This window comes from Bacillus sp. PAMC28748 (assembly GCF_014250415.1).
Taxonomy (GTDB): domain Bacteria; phylum Bacillota; class Bacilli; order Bacillales; family Bacillaceae; genus Bacillus; species Bacillus licheniformis.
The window spans coordinates 1032774-1049123 of sequence record NZ_CP060192.1 but is presented as its reverse complement, the minus strand read 5'-3'; the positions used below and the strand labels follow the sequence as shown (position 1 = coordinate 1049123).

General features: G+C 45.4%; 11 protein-coding genes, 1 pseudogene and 1 riboswitch. Of the genes and pseudogenes, 8 read left to right on the top strand and 4 right to left on the bottom strand.

What is annotated here, in order from left to right; all coding sequences use genetic code 11:
• The first annotated feature begins 195 nt into the window (after nucleotides 1-195).
• The 4 genes and pseudogenes from H7F26_RS05370 (at nucleotide 196) to H7F26_RS05355 (ending at nucleotide 6299) form a co-directional block, all read left to right on the top strand.
• Nucleotides 196-2055 (top strand): PTS beta-glucoside transporter subunit IIBCA, encoded by a 1860-nt coding sequence (locus H7F26_RS05370; RefSeq protein ID WP_017474105.1) that lies wholly within the window; start codon nucleotides 196-198, stop codon nucleotides 2053-2055.
• Complete coding sequence (locus tag H7F26_RS05365) at nucleotides 2045-3463, top strand: glycoside hydrolase family 1 protein (protein ID WP_017474104.1); 1419 nt, start codon at nucleotides 2045-2047, stop codon at nucleotides 3461-3463. The genes H7F26_RS05370 and H7F26_RS05365 overlap by 11 nt, the downstream gene beginning before the upstream one ends.
• Before the next feature lie 167 nt (nucleotides 3464-3630).
• Entirely contained in the window at nucleotides 3631-4083 is a 453-nt protein-coding gene (locus H7F26_RS05360) for an AraC family transcriptional regulator (protein WP_003186499.1), read from the top strand.
• Between the two features lie 134 nt (nucleotides 4084-4217).
• Nucleotides 4218-6299, top strand: a pseudogene (locus H7F26_RS05355) (catalase).
• 45 nt (nucleotides 6300-6344) lie between these two features.
• On the opposite strand, the gene H7F26_RS05350 reads toward H7F26_RS05355, so the two are convergent.
• Nucleotides 6345-7538 carry a nucleoside transporter C-terminal domain-containing protein gene (locus H7F26_RS05350; protein WP_003186496.1) on the bottom strand — a complete coding sequence of 398 codons (1194 nt, stop codon included), beginning with the start codon at nucleotides 7536-7538 and terminating at the stop codon, nucleotides 6345-6347.
• Between the two features lie 134 nt (nucleotides 7539-7672).
• Nucleotides 7673-7774: riboswitch (purine riboswitch) on the bottom strand.
• 526 nt (nucleotides 7775-8300) lie between these two features.
• On the opposite strand from H7F26_RS05350, the gene H7F26_RS05345 reads away from it, so the two are divergent.
• From H7F26_RS05345 to H7F26_RS05330, 4 genes are read left to right on the top strand one after another with little or no spacing between them, the layout of a single operon-like run.
• A complete protein-coding gene (locus tag H7F26_RS05345) occupies nucleotides 8301-8597 on the top strand; it encodes a DUF4176 domain-containing protein (RefSeq protein WP_003186494.1) in 297 nt (98 codons plus the stop codon).
• 2 nt (nucleotides 8598-8599) lie between these two features.
• Nucleotides 8600-9238, top strand: a complete 639-nt coding sequence (locus tag H7F26_RS05340; protein ID WP_003186492.1) for a hypothetical protein — start codon at nucleotides 8600-8602, stop codon at nucleotides 9236-9238.
• A gap of 18 nt (nucleotides 9239-9256) precedes the next feature.
• The gene (locus H7F26_RS05335) at nucleotides 9257-10687 is read left to right on the top strand and encodes an alpha/beta fold hydrolase (RefSeq protein ID WP_003186489.1); all 1431 of its coding nucleotides are present in this window, start codon (nucleotides 9257-9259) and stop codon (nucleotides 10685-10687) included.
• A gap of 10 nt (nucleotides 10688-10697) precedes the next feature.
• Nucleotides 10698-11837 carry a hypothetical protein gene (locus tag H7F26_RS05330; protein WP_003186487.1) on the top strand — a complete coding sequence of 380 codons (1140 nt, stop codon included), beginning with the start codon at nucleotides 10698-10700 and terminating at the stop codon, nucleotides 11835-11837.
• A 204-nt stretch (nucleotides 11838-12041) separates the two neighbouring features.
• On the opposite strand, the gene galE is transcribed toward H7F26_RS05330, so the two are convergent.
• From galE to H7F26_RS05315, 3 genes are read right to left on the bottom strand one after another with little or no spacing between them, the layout of a single operon-like run.
• Nucleotides 12042-13037: a UDP-glucose 4-epimerase GalE gene (gene galE / locus H7F26_RS05325; RefSeq protein ID WP_003186484.1), complete on the bottom strand. Its 996-nt coding sequence runs from the start codon at nucleotides 13035-13037 to the stop codon at nucleotides 12042-12044.
• Between the two features lie 24 nt (nucleotides 13038-13061).
• Nucleotides 13062-14060 carry a glycosyltransferase family 2 protein gene (locus H7F26_RS05320; protein WP_003186481.1) on the bottom strand — a complete coding sequence of 333 codons (999 nt, stop codon included), beginning with the start codon at nucleotides 14058-14060 and terminating at the stop codon, nucleotides 13062-13064.
• Entirely contained in the window at nucleotides 14060-16294 is a 2235-nt protein-coding gene (locus H7F26_RS05315; protein WP_003186480.1) for a glycosyltransferase family 39 protein, read from the bottom strand. The genes H7F26_RS05320 and H7F26_RS05315 overlap by 1 nt, the downstream gene beginning before the upstream one ends.
• Nucleotides 16295-16350 lie beyond the last annotated feature (56 nt).

Sequence of the window (16350 nt, the reverse complement as noted above, 5' to 3'; positions counted from 1 at the left end):
ACTGTGAAGCGGGACTCTTATGCCCTTGTTTTTCATAGTGATTTAGGTTTTTTTATTTTCATATTGTCTTAAGCGGGATTGTTACTGTTCGGCAGGCAAAACCTAAACTAAGCCTTCTTTGTACAGGCTTTAGTTTAGGTTTTTTATTTTTTAACAGCTTGATAGGGCTTTACGAGAGACAGGAGATGATCAACGATGAATGTTCAATCAATGGCAAAAGAAATTCTGGCGCGCGTCGGCGGGGAGAAGAACGTTGTATCGCTAGTCCATTGCGCGACAAGGCTCCGCTTCAAACTGAAAGACCGTTCCAAAGCAGACAGAGAAGCGCTTGAAAATACGGATGGCGTGGTAACCGTGGTGGAGAGCGGCGGGCAATTTCAAGTCGTTATCGGCAATAACGTTCCTGAAGTATATAAAGAAATCGGCCGGATCTCTCAACTGTTGGAAAGTTCTGCGGCCGATCACAGTCAAAAAGAGAAAGGAAGCCTCGCCGGTAGATTAGTAGATGTCGTATCCAGCATTTTCACTCCGCTGCTCGGCGTCATGGCGGGAGCGGGGATTTTAAAAGGCCTGCTTTTGATTTGCACAAACGCCGGCTGGCTCTCGCCGGAAGAGACGACATATACGATTCTATACGCGGCAGCCGACAGCCTGTTTTATTTCCTGCCTTTGCTGCTCGCCGTTACGGCCGCCAAAAAATTCGGAGCGAACCCGTTCATAGCGCTGACGATTGCCGGAGCGCTGATCTATCCGACGATACTCGAACTGAAAAACAGCGGCGCCCATACGGAGTTTTTCGGCATTCCGGTCGTCTTGATGAATTATACGTCGACCGTTATCCCGATTATCCTTGCGGTATTTGTGATGAGCTATCTTGAAAGATTATGTATGCGCTTTATTCATGAAAGCGTCAAAAACTTTATTACCCCTATAATCTGCCTGACGGTGATGGTGCCGTTAACCTTGATCGTATTCGGACCGCTCGGCGTTTACACAGGAAACGGGATCGCGGCGGCGATTCTGTCCGTTTTTGATCTCAGCCCGATTTTGGCAGGAGCGATTATCGCGGCCTTATGGCAAATCCTTGTCATCTTCGGGATTCACTGGGGGATCGTCCCTGTCATTTTGAACAACATTGCCGTCCACGGCAAGGACTACATTAAGCCGGCGACGGCAGCCGCCGTGTTTGCCCAAACAGGAGCCGCATTTGGCGTCATGCTGAAGACGAAAAACAAGAAGCTGAAAGCATTGGCAGGATCAGCTGCCGTTACCGGGATATTCGGGATTACTGAGCCGGCCGTCTACGGGGTGACGCTCAGGCTGAAAAAGCCGTTTGTATGCGGTGTCATCAGCGCGGCGGCAGGCGGAGCCATCATCGGATACTCCGGCAGCGTCGCCCTCGCTTCCGGCGCTCCGGGCTTGTTGACGATTCCGATTTTTTACGGACCGGGTTTTCTCGGCTTTATCATCGGCATTTCAGTTTCGTTTGTTTTATCGATTTTGCTCACTTACATTGTCGGCTTTGATGACCCTGTGGAGGTGACAAAAGAGGAGCCTGTTGAAAAAAGCGCCGGTGAACCGATTTACAGCCCTTTGCAAGGAGAAGTCCTGCCGTTAACAGAAGTATCAGATAAAGTGTTCGCATCGGGGGCGCTTGGAGAGGGAATCGCGGTGGTTCCGTCAAAAGGCGTTGTCACCGCCCCTGCGGACGGCATCGTGACAACGGCATTTCCGACGGGTCACGCATACGGCATAACGACCGAAAGCGGAGCCGAGATTTTGATTCATATTGGAATGGACACAGTCAGGCTCGAAGGAAAGCACTTCAATCCTAAAGCCGTGCAGGGGCAAAATGTGAAACGGGGTGATATACTCGCAGAATTCGATCTGGACGCTTTGAAAGAAGAAGGGTTTGACGTGAAAACGCCGATCATCGTTACAAATTCCGGTCAATACACGGATGTCATTCCAACGGATCAAAAAAAGGTGAAAACTGAAGAACGGATCATCACTTTAATTTCATCACCAAGGGAGGAAAATAATCATGAAATATAAAACATTAGCTCAATTTCCGAAAGATTTTTTGTGGGGCGCGTCTACTTCCGCTTATCAAGTGGAAGGCGCTTGGGACGAAGATGGAAAAGGGCCTTCTGTCATCGATGCGCGCGAAAGCTACCCGGAAGGGACAACCGATTTTAAAGTCGCAAGCGACCATTACCACCGCTATAAAGAAGATATCGCTTTGTTTGCAGAAATGGGCTTCAAAGCATACCGTTTTTCGATTGCCTGGACGCGCATCATACCGGATGGGGACGGCGATATTAATCCAAAGGGCATCGAATTTTACAGCCGTTTGATCGATGAACTCCTGAAATATGGAATCGAACCGATTGTTACGATGTACCACTTTGATCTGCCGAATGCTTTGCAGAAAAAAGGCGGCTGGTCGGACAGGGCCACGATTGATGCTTTTGAAAAGTATGCGAAGGTCCTTTTTGAAAGCTACGGTGACCGCGTCAAATACTGGCTGACCAGCAATGAGCAAAATATGATGATCCTCCACGGATCTGCACTCGGTACACTCGATCCGAACTTGGAAAATCCGAAAAAAGAGCTTTATCAGCAAAACCATCACATGCTCGTCGCACAGGCGAAAGCGATCAAGCTTTGCCATGAGATGCTGCCGGAAGCAAAAATCGGTCCTGCGCCGAATATTGCGCTCATCTATCCCGCTTCTTCGAAACCGGAGGACGTGCTGGCGGCTTTTAACTATAATGCGATCCGAAACTGGCTTTACTTGGATATGGCCGTATTCGGACGGTACAATACAACAGCGTGGGCATATATGAAAGAAAAAGGCTGCACACCGGTCATCGCTGAAGGGGATATGGACATTCTGCGGTCGGCCAAGCCGGATTTTATCGCGTTTAACTACTATACATCGCAAACGGCTGAAGCAAGCAGGGGTGATGGCAGCGACACGGCTGCTCGAGGCGGAGACCAGCATTTGCAGACGGGAGAAGAAGGCGTATATAGGGGAAGCAGCAATCCGCACCTAAAGAAAAACGCATTTGGCTGGGAGATCGACCCTGTCGGTTTCCGTTCGACGCTGCGCGAAATTTACGACCGCTACCAGCTGCCGCTGATCGTCACTGAGAACGGCCTCGGCGCGTTTGATCAGCTTGAAGACGGAGATGTCGTAAATGACGATTACCGCATCGATTATTTAAAAGAGCATATCAAGCAAATTCAGCTGGCAATCACGGATGGAGTCGATGTTTTCGGCTACTCCCCATGGTCTGCCATCGACTTAATTTCGACCCATCAAGGCTGTTCAAAACGCTACGGATTTATTTATGTGAACCGCGATGAATTTGATTTGAAAGACTTGCGCCGCATTCGCAAAAAAAGCTTTTACTGGTATAAAAACCTGATTGCTACAAACGGCGAAACACTCGATTAAACAAAGAAAGAGGATGTTCAGATGATCTCTGAATATCCTCTTTTTTGGTTTGAAAATGCTCATTTTAAAATTTGCAGAAAATTTTAAAAATATGAATGTAAATATCTTTAAAGCGTGTTACATTCGAAACGGAACGAACAACAATGATGGAAAGGAAGAAAGAACCTATGAAATTCAAAATCGAAACACTTCCAAACTACCGCATTGCATATATGCGCCGAGTTGGTCCATACGGCCCCGCCAACATTGAGGTAATGGAAAGATTAAAAAAATGGGCTAAGAAAAAAGATCTTCTTGAATCCGCCATTCTGTTTGCGATTCCACAAGATAACCCGAAAACAACGCCTCCTGATCATTGTCGATTTGATGCTTGTATTGTGATACCGCATGATTATCAAGTCGATGATACCGTTTTTGAAGGCGAAATTTCCGGCGGACAATACCTTATTTACGAGGTTGAACATACAGCAGAAGCTATTCAAAAAGCATATTCAGATATTTTCTCATCTCTGCAAAACAATGAATACCAATTGGACAATAGGCCAATCATGGAAAAATACGTTGGTGATATGGTGAACAGTCCGTATTGCGAAATATGTGTGCCCTTAAAATCGGTTTAATTCGTTTTTTTGTGTAGTTGTCACACAAAACTTTGAATCTATAAAAAGAGTTTAACCCGCCGACAGAAAGGGTAAATCATAAAATAGCATTCCAGATCAGCTACATAGGGAATAAAAATGAGGAGGGATGACAAGTGAATAACAATGATGGCCGCCGCAAAGTCAATGGGCACAGCAAGGATCAACAACTCGAACAGTACCGGTCTGACAACAGGGGCAAAAAAATGACGACGAACCAAGGTTTGCGCGTATCTGAAGACGAGCACTCCTTAAAAGCAGGCGTGCGCGGTCCGACGCTGATGGAGGACTTTCATTTCCGTGAAAAAATGACCCATTTTGACCATGAACGGATTCCGGAGCGAGTCGTTCATGCGAGGGGGTTTGGCGCGCATGGCTATTTTCAGGTTTACGAGCCGATGACGGAGTATACGAAAGCAAAGTTTCTTCAAGATCCGTCAGTGAAAACACCGGTGTTTGTCAGGTTCTCGACTGTCGCCGGTTCCAGGGGCTCGGGTGACACTGTACGCGATGTCAGAGGATTTGCGACAAAGTTTTATACAGAAGAAGGGAACTATGATCTTGTCGGCAACAACATCCCCGTTTTCTTCATTCAGGATGCCATCAAGTTCCCTGACCTGGTGCACGCCTTTAAACCGGAACCGAACAACGAAATGCCGCAGGCTTCTACGGCGCACGATACGTTTTGGGACTTTGTCGCCAACAATGAAGAAACGGCCCACATGATCATGTGAGCAATGTCTGACAGGGCGATTCCGCGAAGCTACAGGATGATGGAAGGCTTCGGCGTTCATACGTTCAGGTTTGTAAACGAAGAAGGCAAGGCGCACTTTGTTAAATTTCACTGGAAGCCCGTCCTCGGCGTCCATTCGCTCGTCTGGGACGAAGCGCAGACAATCGCCGGAAAAGATCCCGACTATCACCGCCGCGATCTGTGGGAAGCGATCGAAAGAGGCGATGAAGTGGAGTATGAGCTCGGCGTGCAAATGATTGACGAAGAAGACGAGTTCAAGTTTGACTTCGATATCCTTGACCCGACAAAGCTTTGGCCGGAAGAAATCGTCCCTGTCAAAATCATCGGCAAAATGACGCTGAATCGAAACCAGGATAACGTTTTTGCGGAAACCGAACAGGCCGCTTTCCATCCGGGCCATGTTGTGCCGGGGATCGATTTCACAAACGATCCGCTATTGCAAGGCCGGCTCTTTTCTTATACGGACACACAGCTGATCCGATTGGGAGGTCCGAACTTTCACGAAATTCCAATCAACCGCCCGGTCTGTCCGTTCCATAACAACCAGTATGACGGCTATCACAGGATGACGATTAACAAAGGGCCTGTCGCTTATCATAAAAATTCGCTTCAAAACAACGATCCGGCGCCTGCTTCAGAAGAAGAAGGCGGATATGTGCACTACGAGGAAAAAGTCGAGGGCAAAAAAATCCGCCAGCGCAGCGAAAGCTTTAACGACCACTATTCGCAAGCGAAGCTGTTTTGGAACAGCATGTCCCCCGTTGAAAAAGAACATATCATTTCGGCGTTCCGCTTTGAAGTCGGAAAGGTCAAAAGCAAGGACGTCCGCCGCCAAGTCGTTCATATGTTTAACCGGGTTGACGGGGAGCTTGCCAAGCAAATCGCTGCGGGTGTAGGCGTAGAGCCCCCTGAAAAAGACGAAGGCTCCAACGTGACGTTCAAATCCCCTGCGCTCAGCCAGGAGAATACGGTGAAACTGCCGCAGACAAGGACAGTCGCCATTTTAGCAGAACAAGGTTTTGATGATGAAGACTTGAGCCGTGTGTTGAAAGAATTCAAAAAAGCCGGCATCATTCCGGACATCGTCAGCTCGGCACTCGGAGTAATCGAAGGGGCCGGCGGCACAGAAATTGAAGTCGGAAACACTTTGCAGACGGTCGATTCTGTGCTGTACGATGCCGTTTATATTCCGGGCGGCCAAGAAAGCATAGAACGCCTGAAATTGCATAAAGCCGCATCGGATTTTGTCAATGAAGCATTCGGACATTATAAAGCGGTCGGAGCCGCAGGCGAAGGGGTCGATCTCCTGCTGTCCGCCGCCGGGGCCCACGCGGCTTCACAGCCGGGCATTATCACCTCTCGTGGTGATAAGAACAAAGACGACTTCGGCAAAAAGCTGGTCGAAGCGATCAGCGGGCACCGCCATTGGGATAGGCAAGTTTAATAATAAAGCAGGCAGGCTAGATGCCTGCCCTTTTAATCTATTTTTCTACCAAACAAACAGCCCGACAATCCCCGCGCTCAACAGCGACACTGCTATTCCGCTGACGAGGAGCTTCCACACATTTCTTCCGATAATCGCCGATTTTTCTCCGTTAAATAAGGAATTGTACGTTCCATAGATCATCCCGATCGTACTGAAGTTGGCAAACGACGTCAAAAATGTTGTGGCCACGGCGGCTGTATGGGGTGAAATCGCGTCTAGCTGCGTTTTTAAATCCATCATCGCGACGAATTCGTTTGTGGCGAGTTTCATGCCCATCAGCTGTGCAACATACATCGCGTCGCCCGGCGCCAGTCCAAGCAGGAATGCGAACGGACTGAAGATATAAGAAAAGATCTTTTGAATCGTCAAACCGTCTACGATCAAGCCCAAAATACCGTTCAAACATGAGGTTAAAGCGACATATCCGATGACCATGGCGAGAATGACGATGACCATATTCATTCCGACCATCATGCTGTTTGAAATCGTTGAGAAAAAGTCCTTTTTCTCTTCTTTTGGCGGTACGTAAATAATGTCTTCATCCTTAGTGACTTCCACCGGGTTTAAAATGCTGGCCAAGATCAACGCATTTAAGCAGTTTAGCGGGATGGCGGTAAATACGTATGTCGCAGGAACCATCGTTAAATAAGAACCGAGAATCGATCCGCTGATGCTGCTCATGCTCATAATGCCGAACGTCAGCAGGCGGTTATCCTTTAATACAGCCAATTGCCCGCGAATGACGGCGAGCGCTTCAGTATTGCCCAGAAACATCATTTGAATCGAAAAGAAACTTTCTAATTTAGGAAGGCGTGAGACTTTCGAAATTACCCAGCCGATCTTATCAATCATCCATGTTAAAATTCCGAAATAAGCCAGTATATCAAAAAATGTCACAACAAAAATAATCGGCAGCAAGGCGCTGAAGAAAAAGTCAACGGTTTCATTGCCCATCACGGACGGAAAGGCAAAAGCGATGCCGTCGCTTGCACAAGCGATCAGCCACGAAAAGAAAGAGGCGATCAGGTTGATGGCCCATCCGCCGATTTTTGTCCCAAGCATAAACCACGTCACCAAAAGCTCAACGATGAAAAGGGAGAGAATCGGCCTCCATTTTACGCTTTTCTTTCGCGGGGAACAAAAATAAATTACAGACATGACAATGAAAATGCCTAAAATATTAATGAGAAAATACATGATGCCAACTCCCGAATGTTTTTTGAAAATAAAAAAGCTCTTATTTTTCATGGGTTCCGATAAAGAAAGCATGAAAAATAAGAGCAAATGAAAAATAGATATATTGTTTGCGCAATACACTTTTTACATGATCAAATCTATTCAAACTTCCTTGTAGTCTGGCGATTTACGGTTGCCAGGTAGAAACAATCAGACCCTATTACTGATTATATACAAGAAGTGGGCTTCTATTATTTTGACTGTATTTTATCTCGAGATTGTGTAAAATTCAAGCTAAAAATATATTTTCACAATAATTTTTCAAATGAAGTCATGTCTAGGAGAGGGTCAGGGCGCTTGTTGCTTAGTCTTTGAAAGCCGGATTTTCAAGCGGGAAAAATGATTGAAGTGACGATGCACAGAACAACAGACGAAAAATTGAAAGTGATAAAATTCTTTTTATTAGAGGAGAATCGTAAGCGATCGCGCTTTATATCTTCATGATGCCGCCTATTATGGCGGTTTTTTTGTGAAACTTTATCTGGAAGTTCCCGTAAGTATGATGAATCGTTTCAGTGCTAAGGCCTCACTGTAACATACTAATGACACCGACAAACCTTGCGTAATGAGCGAACATTAAATCAAAAGTCTCTGATTTAAATAGGTAAAATTTCGCGGTGCTTTAGTTCGTTGAATGAAATGATACCTTTTTGCTATGATTTCCCTATGTTTTTACAACTTGTATGTATGTCCAATTTCAGAGAAAAAGAGGGATAATGAATTATGCTGTTAAAAAAGAACTATCTTCCTGTCGGCAGTGTTGTCGGCTTACATAATGATTCAAGGCGTCTGCTCGTCATCGGGCGGCAAATGTTTTCTGAAACAAATCACGTGATCAGAGATTATGCAGCTGTCGACTATCCAAATGGATTTACCGATCCAAAAGAGCAGCTTGTTCTATTTAATAAACAGGACATAGAAGTGGTATACCATTACGGGTATGTTGATCAAAAAGAATTGCAGCTTGATGAACTGCTAACAGAAGCTGAAGCAGGAAAAAAAGAAAATAAGGAGCAATGACGATGGGACATTTTCGCTTCAACAAAGAACTTTCACACAAGGCAGCGGGAACCATTAGTCAGCTGGAAAACGCCTTTAGCCATGTATTTGAGAACATGGTGTTTTTTCGTGAAGAATTAGACCGGCACAGCGGAAAAGCCGCAGCAGCGCTGCAGAAAAAAATGAGCGACAACATCAACTTTTTCAGTAAAGCAAGCAGCTGTTTATTATATTTTGCAGACAGTGTACGCTGTTTTGCAAAAGCGGTCGAACTGACGGACGAATCCGACAAGCCGGCCAATGTTCAGCCGCAGTCGAGATCAGAAAGAAACCATACGTTTTCGGCTGAAAGAGTTCAAAGTGAAATTAAAGTAAACGGTGAATCGTTACACCAGGCAACCGGAAAGTTTGAATCAAATCTATCTACACTTGATGAAGTTTTGCACCATTTTGACACAATGCTCAGAGAAATGATGTATGAAACAGAATTTCCGTGGGAAAAATTCGATGACGTCTGGTCTGATGCAAAGTCGCACATCAACTCAATCATGACGGAGCTTAAAAAAAGAGTCAAAGAACTTTCGGCAAATGCTAAAAACATCGTTAAGGAATTAAAGCGCGTCGATAACATAATCTCACAGCAACTGCAAAGAGTGAAATGATGGAAGGGAAACAGAGTTATGGCTTATCATAATAGAGAAAAAGAAATCACGAACATTCTCAAAAACCATGAAAGAAAAGCGAACCAGCTGCTGCGGTTAGCCCAATCCAGCCGTCTGCTTGATACTTTTAATAAAATATGGGTTTCGATAGAAAATAAAGAACTTCCGAATTTTGTATCAAAAAACGTAATGGATTTTAATGTGGCGGATATCAAATCGGAAATCAACGATTGGATAAAGGATTTAAAAGAGTGCCAGGAGAATGCCAGGCGCAAATTTGAGTCTATGGAAGACCCCACACCGGAAGACTTAAGAAAACGCAACAATATTTCGAGTGACGCCGTTCTTTTAATTAGCCAATACGAGAATCTAAAAAATGGCATTGATCAGGTGGAACAAGATTTCAGCAATGTCGCCCGCACCCACCGCGCCCCGATGCGCGAAGCTTTGACAGACCTCTCAATCTTGTATAATTCAGTTAACCATGTAAAAGGCGATTTTTCGGATTATAAGAATGTTTCTGTTTATGTGCATGGGATTGAGGATAGTGGGAATGGTTTCTATAAAAGTGTAAAGGATGCTGCGAAAAAGGGCGACCTTATCGTTCGTATTACAACAAATGAAAAAAACGAATATGTTTATGAATACTATTATATTGACAAATATGGAAAAATGTATATAAAGGAAACTTATGAAGAAATAAAAGGTCTTGAATACTTCGACACTAACGGCCGTCTCCATATTGTTTATGACACAAATGAACCCAATGAGCATCGGCAAGCAACAAGTGACGATTTAGCAGAAAAGTTAAATGAGATGGGGCTGATGAATGAGGAGACAAAGATCGATATGTTCGGGCACAGCTATGGAGGAAGAAGATCGCTGCAATTTGCGATGGATTACCCTGACCATGTGCGAAGCATCACAACAATCGGAACTCCATATGATAAAAATCTCTTAGCTGCCGGGGCAAATAGAGCGCGCTGGCTTGCAGATAATGCTGCTGGAAGAGATACTATGAATACAAGTGATTATTTAGATTTTAATGAAGAAAACAAAAACAATGATAATGGAAAAGATTACAGTAATGCCTACACTGATATGGACTGTGAGGCGATGACTGAAGATATTAATCATTTGAAATCTGCCAATCCTGAGGTGTATCAAAAGCTGCAGAAGATGGACATTACCGCTGCGGCGGGATACAGAACAGAGGATACTGTAAGTTTTTCCCCTTACTATACCGCAAGCGGAAAACATAAAATAAACAGTGATGATATCGTTTCGGTCGAAAGTCAACACGGTGACATATTAGGCGATCTCATTGATAAAAAGCCAGAAATTGAAGTAAGAGGTTCCGGTGTAACCAATCCTGGACATATTTATGAAATTGAAGACTCTGAATTTGTTGACTTGATTCGAGAGGTCAACAAAAAAGAAGCAGAATAGGAGAAGGTCGATGAAAAAGAAAGGGTTTATAAGTATATTTTTTTTAATAGTGTTTCTACTGCTCGCCACCACCGGCTGCGGCAAAGATGATGTTCAGGAAGCCATCTATAAAAAAGGCTTGCCCAAAGAAGACAGTCCAGCATTTAGAGAATTTATGAGACATGAACTTGATTTAGCGACAGACGCAACTCTTAGTTATCAAAATAGTACATATACGATTATGCGCAGTGATAAAAAGGGGCTACGGTACTATCAATATACAGATCAAGAAGTAGACGATTTTTACAGTCCCTTTCTTTCGGCTAATAAATATCCTGCGACAAAATTATATGATTTGAAAACAACTGAATTTTTAACTAAAGAAAAACTTATCCACAATAAACTTGAATATAATCTGCCGGAAATGACATTAGATAAAAAGAATGTTCTAAAAGTGAAAACAAAAAGCGGAGAAAAAAAAATAGAGTTTCCATCAGCCAAGGATAAAAAAGTACATCTGGCGTTAGCAGCTGTTAGCAAAGACAGCATGCTTATACAAGTGGACGTATATGAAAAATTTAAAAATGGTGACCTTGGAGACAGACAAATATATTATCTTTTTTTAAAAAGTGATCTTTCAAAATACCGGATTGTTAAAGAAGAGGAATTAAATTCAACAATTGAGTCTGGGAAACTGAAGGAATACTTATCCGTATTTCCAAATGTAGCGAAGGATGGAGCATATCGTAAGTTATTTGATAAATACATTTTTGATGAAAAGAAAAACAAAGTTAGGAAAATCAAAAACACTGATATTCTGAGCAAAGACGGTAAGTATGTTTATATTAACGGAGCAAAAGAAAAAGAAACAAATGTAATGCCTGATGGTATCCAACAGATACAAACAATGGATAATTATCTAAAAGGAAATGAAAAATATGAAGCTCAATTTAAGATTGATTTCAAACAAATTGCAAAAGAGATGGATTTAAACGCGGGTGATGCGAGGATAGCTAATATTCATTATTTTAATAAAGATTATGTAGTTTTGTATATTTCTTATCATGGGAAGACAATTGGTACAGCAGGTTCTGTTAATGTACTTATTGATTTACAAAAAAACAAACAACAGCCAACGGCTTATTTAGTTGATTTAGGAATTGAATCATAGAGGGACTGAAGAGTTTTTATGCAGTCCTTTTCTTATTTGACAAAGGTAGGCCACAAAATTGGGACAAGCCTTCTGTAATTTTTGGAACTCAAATAAAAACATTTCAATGGCCTGCCGATGATCACCAACTACCGCAAAGCCGATGGAGAAAAAAACGCACCTCCATAGTTAGACGCTATCCAACTATAGGGGTGCAGTTCATTTTCACCCTTGCTTCACCTTCTCCGACGCATATCCATTCGGATTCGCAGAGTGCCAGTTCCAGGCGTCGCGGATGATCGCGATCAGGCTGTTGTGCTGTGGGGTCCAGCCTAATTCTTTTCTGGCTCTGGAGGAAGAAGCGGCAAATGTTGCTTGTGAATCGATGTCCGTTTCTGTCAGCTTTGCGGCGATGAGGGGAATGCCTGTGACATATTGGGCGGCAAGGATGATTTGTTCAGCGGAGTAGCTTTCGCCATAGCTGAGATTGTAGATTCGGCTATCCTTGCCTTTCCGCAAGTGACTGATGGCGAGCACGTGTGCTTCTGCCAAATCTTGAACATGAACATAATCGCGGACGCCAGTTCCGTCTTCAGATTGATCTATGTGAACAAAAGGAAGGTGTCCGAGAGCGGTTCGCAGAACATTTGAAATGAGATGTGTTTCGCTCCCCCGGTCTTCGCCGATGATGGCGGATGGGTGAGCGCCGCACGCATTGAAGGAGCGGAGGATCACATATTTCAGCCCGTACGCTTTTTCCGCTTCCATCAGCATTTTCTCCATCATCCATTTGACTTTGCCGTGCGCGTGAACGGGCTCAGGTTCGGTTTCTTCCGTGACAGGGAGGTCTTCTGGACTGCCGTAGACGGCCGCGCTTGACGCGAAAACGATCCGGCCGACATCGTATTCTTTCATCACGTCAAGCAGTGTTTCCATTCCTGTGATGTTTTCGTTAAAGGAAGTAAACACGTTTTTGGATTTCGAGGAAATCGGAGATGCTGCGAAATGCATGACGGCTTCAATGTCCTCGTTTTCAAATACTTGCTTGAGAAAATGCCGGTCGCGAATGTCCCCTTTATAAAACGCAGCTTCGGAGTGAACGGCTTCTGCGTGTCCTGTTGCCAGGGAATCCACAACAACGACTCTTTCTTTTTTCTCAATTAACGTGTAAACGGCGTGGGAACCGATATAACGGGCTCCCCCGACAACTAGTACGCTCATCGGAATCCCTCCTTTTGGATCTTTCTACATAATATGGCGCTGGGGAGCTCGCGCCCGCCGCTGTTCTTCAAACCCGTATTTTCCGTCAATGATATAAAGCGGCCTGTCTTTCACTTCGTCATAAATGCGGCCGATGTATTCGCCGATTGCCCCGAGGATGATCAGGATAAATCCGCTGAACAAGCATTGCAGAATGATCATCGACGACCATCCTGTAATGGTGCTTGTCGTAAACAGCTTCATGCAGACGACGATGAAGGCGTATATAAAGCCGATCGCTGACAGCACGATTCCTGAGTAGCTTGCCAGTTTCAGCGGCTGAAAGGAAAATGAAGTGATGCCGTCGAGCGAGAGCTTCAGCATTTTTTTCAGCGGGTACTTCGTTTCCCCTGCAAGCCGTTCGTGGCGCTCGTAATAGACGGCTGTCTGCTTGAACCCGAGCCAGCTGACAAGACCGCGGACGAACGGGTTTTTTTCTTTCAGCTTGTTCATTTCATTGACCACCTTCCGGTCCATGAGCCGGAAGTCTCCTGTATCCACCGGGATATCAACGTCTGTGAGTTTTCTTAAAATCCGGTAGAACATGGCGGCCGTTTGCTTTTTGAAAAATGTTTCTCCTTCTCGCTTTGTGCGGACGGCGTATACAACGTCAAAGCCTTGGCGCCATTTTTCCGCCATTTCCAAAATCAATTCAGGAGGATCCTGCAAATCGGCGTCGATCACAACGATCGCCTCGCCGGCAGCATAGTCTGTGCCGGCCGTAATCGCGATCTGATGACCGAAGTTTCTTGAGAAATTGATGCATTTTACTGCCTGGTCTGACTGAGCAAGCGACTTCAGCGTGTGAATGCTGTCATCGCTTGAACCATCGTTTACAAAAATCAGTTCATAGGGATCGCCTGTCGAGTCCATGACGGTTTTTAATCGGTCATAGGTGCTTTGAAGCACTTCCGCTTCGTTGTAGACAGGGACTACGATTGAAAATGTGACTTGTTTCTGCATATTCATCACCTTTCCTTTCATCAATCCAGCTCCACTTTATAAAGCGTTTGATTTCCGCCAGGTCCGCCTGACTGTGAATCATCAGAAGAAGAGCTGCTGTATTCGCTTTTTGAAATTTCTGTGCCGTTTTCTTTAATCCAGTTGGTGATTTCTGAATTGTCCCGGCCTCGGCCGTCGCCGATCATGAAGTACTTGACTTCGCCGTTTTTGACGAGCTTCTCAAGTTTTTCAACCGTCAAAATCGGGTCGCTTCCTGAGAATCCGCCCATCGCCATCACAGCTTTGCCCGTTTTGATGATGTAAGATTGAGCAGAAGTTGCACTTGAGACTGCAAATAAATATTTTTCACCGGTGTTGTTCTTTTCAAGGTAGCTCAACAGTTCTTCATCGACCGACTCGCCGCTTCCAGGGCTGCCGCCGCCGCTTGGTCTGCCTTGTTGACGGCCGCTTGCGCCTTCGTCATTCTGATTTTGGCTGTTTTGGCCGGAACCGGTATCAGCTGAAGAATCGTTGCTGTTTTGGCTGTTTGAACCTGGACCGAAGCCAGGGCCATTATTGTTGTTTTGATTACTGTCTGTTTGGCCGTCTTGGCTGCCAAATCCGGGAGGTCCGCTGCCGTCGTTATTCTGCATCTTACCTCCTCCGCCACCGCCGGCAAATGATTGTGCGGATTTAGGTCCGGCCTGTGGAATCATGCCGTTTACACCGTCAGCAAGCGTCGCCGTTGTCCAATAGAAAGGCCCGATCAGCATGCCAAGCAGCGCTGCAAGTGATACATAGTAGCTGAATGACTTTCCTTTCTTGAGAAAGATGAGAAGACAGCTTGTGACAATGCCGAAAGCGCCGATCAATATGCTCCAGATGAAGCCGATTTCGCTGAGATAAGGACTCAAAATATACAATTCAAATGCGGTTGTCAGCAAAATGCCGATTGGCAGCAGCCGTTTTTTCCAGCCGCTTTCTTCCTGATAGAGGCGAACGAGCGCCGTCCAGCCTGCACCTGACAAAGCGGCGATTGGAGCTGCCAGCATAATCAGATAGTAATGATGGAAGAATCCTGCGATGCTGAAGAATGCAGCGACCGGCAGAAGCCACATCATCCAGAAAATTGTTTCAGTCGTTGTTTCATTGAATTTTCTTTGTCTGCGAAGACCCGCGATCAGCAAACCGATGATGCCGAAGAGGACAAACGGGATCAGCCAGCTAGCCTGTCCTGAAAGCTCAGATTGGAATAGTCTGAGAGGACCCGGGGTTCCAGTGCCAAACATGCCGCCTGTGCCGCCACCGGGACCTCCGCCGCCGCTTTGGACATCACCCTGCCGGCCATCCGGTCCGCCCGAAGGCATTTCGCCTCCGCTCGGCGGAGCCATTTGTCCATTTGCCGAGTCTGAGTTGTTTTCAATATCGCCGCTTTGCTGCTGATTCTTTTGATCATGATCAGATGAGGAGGTTCCGCCCCCGCCTGCACCGTTTTGACCTGTGAGACGCTGGATGCCGTTATAGCCAAACGCCAGCTCAAGGACAGAGTTGGTCTGGCTGCTTCCGATATAAGGGCGCGAACTCTCGGGCTGGCTGTCGACGACAACCGCCCAGGAAACGGAAACACCTGCCAGAACGATCACGGCTGTGATAAGAGACACAACTTTTTTGCGAATCGTCGTTTTGGCTCCAATCATGTAAAACAGCAGGAATGCCGGTAATACCATGTAAGCTTGCAGCATTTTGACGTTAAAACCGACACCGATCATACAGAATGCGCCGAGCAGCCAGCCGATTTTTCCTTTCCGGACTGCTTTAAACAACAGCCACGTTGCAATCATCAAGCAAAGGACGAGAATGCTGTCGACGTTGTTTGTATGGCTGACCGCAACGGCAATCGGCGTACACGCCATAATAAGAGCTGAAATTCTGGCCGCCGTTTTGCCAAAAGTAGGTTTTACAATAAAGTACAAGAGTGCTACGGAAATCACTTCCGCAATGGCTTCAGGGAGAACGACGCTCCAGCCGTGCACGCCGAATACAAGTGCAAAAAGTGTCTGAATCCAGAGTGCGACAGGCGGTTTATCAACTGTTACAAAGCCTGCCGGATCAAATGATGCGTAAAAGAAGTTATGAAAGCTTTGGGTCATACTTTCAACGGCCGCCGTATAGTAGGCGTTGTCTGTGTCACTATTCCAGATGCCGTACAAGTTTAATGCTGCAGATAATACAAGAATGAAGACCAGGAATATATCGATTTTCCTTTTCTTAATCATTGTTCGATCACCTCACTAAAGAGCATTATAGAAGCCAAATATGATCAAACTATGAA

Bases quoted from the DNA above. Each gene is read 5' to 3' on its own strand.
- H7F26_RS05370 (WP_017474105.1), top strand. From the start codon at position 196: ATGAATGTTCAATCAATGGCAAAAGAAATTCTGGCGCGCGTCGGCGGG.
- H7F26_RS05365 (WP_017474104.1), top strand. From the start codon at position 2,045: ATGAAATATAAAACATTAGCTCAATTTCCGAAAGATTTTTTGTGGGGC.
- H7F26_RS05360 (WP_003186499.1), top strand. From the start codon at position 3,631: ATGAAATTCAAAATCGAAACACTTCCAAACTACCGCATTGCATATATG.
- H7F26_RS05350 (WP_003186496.1), bottom strand. From the start codon at position 7,538: ATGTATTTTCTCATTAATATTTTAGGCATTTTCATTGTCATGTCTGTA.
- H7F26_RS05345 (WP_003186494.1), top strand. From the start codon at position 8,301: ATGCTGTTAAAAAAGAACTATCTTCCTGTCGGCAGTGTTGTCGGCTTA.
- H7F26_RS05340 (WP_003186492.1), top strand. From the start codon at position 8,600: ATGGGACATTTTCGCTTCAACAAAGAACTTTCACACAAGGCAGCGGGA.
- H7F26_RS05335 (WP_003186489.1), top strand. From the start codon at position 9,257: ATGGCTTATCATAATAGAGAAAAAGAAATCACGAACATTCTCAAAAAC.
- H7F26_RS05330 (WP_003186487.1), top strand. From the start codon at position 10,698: ATGAAAAAGAAAGGGTTTATAAGTATATTTTTTTTAATAGTGTTTCTA.
- galE (WP_003186484.1), bottom strand. From the start codon at position 13,037: ATGAGCGTACTAGTTGTCGGGGGAGCCCGTTATATCGGTTCCCACGCC.
- H7F26_RS05320 (WP_003186481.1), bottom strand. From the start codon at position 14,060: ATGAAAGGAAAGGTGATGAATATGCAGAAACAAGTCACATTTTCAATC.
- H7F26_RS05315 (WP_003186480.1), bottom strand. From the start codon at position 16,294: ATGATTAAGAAAAGGAAAATCGATATATTCCTGGTCTTCATTCTTGTA.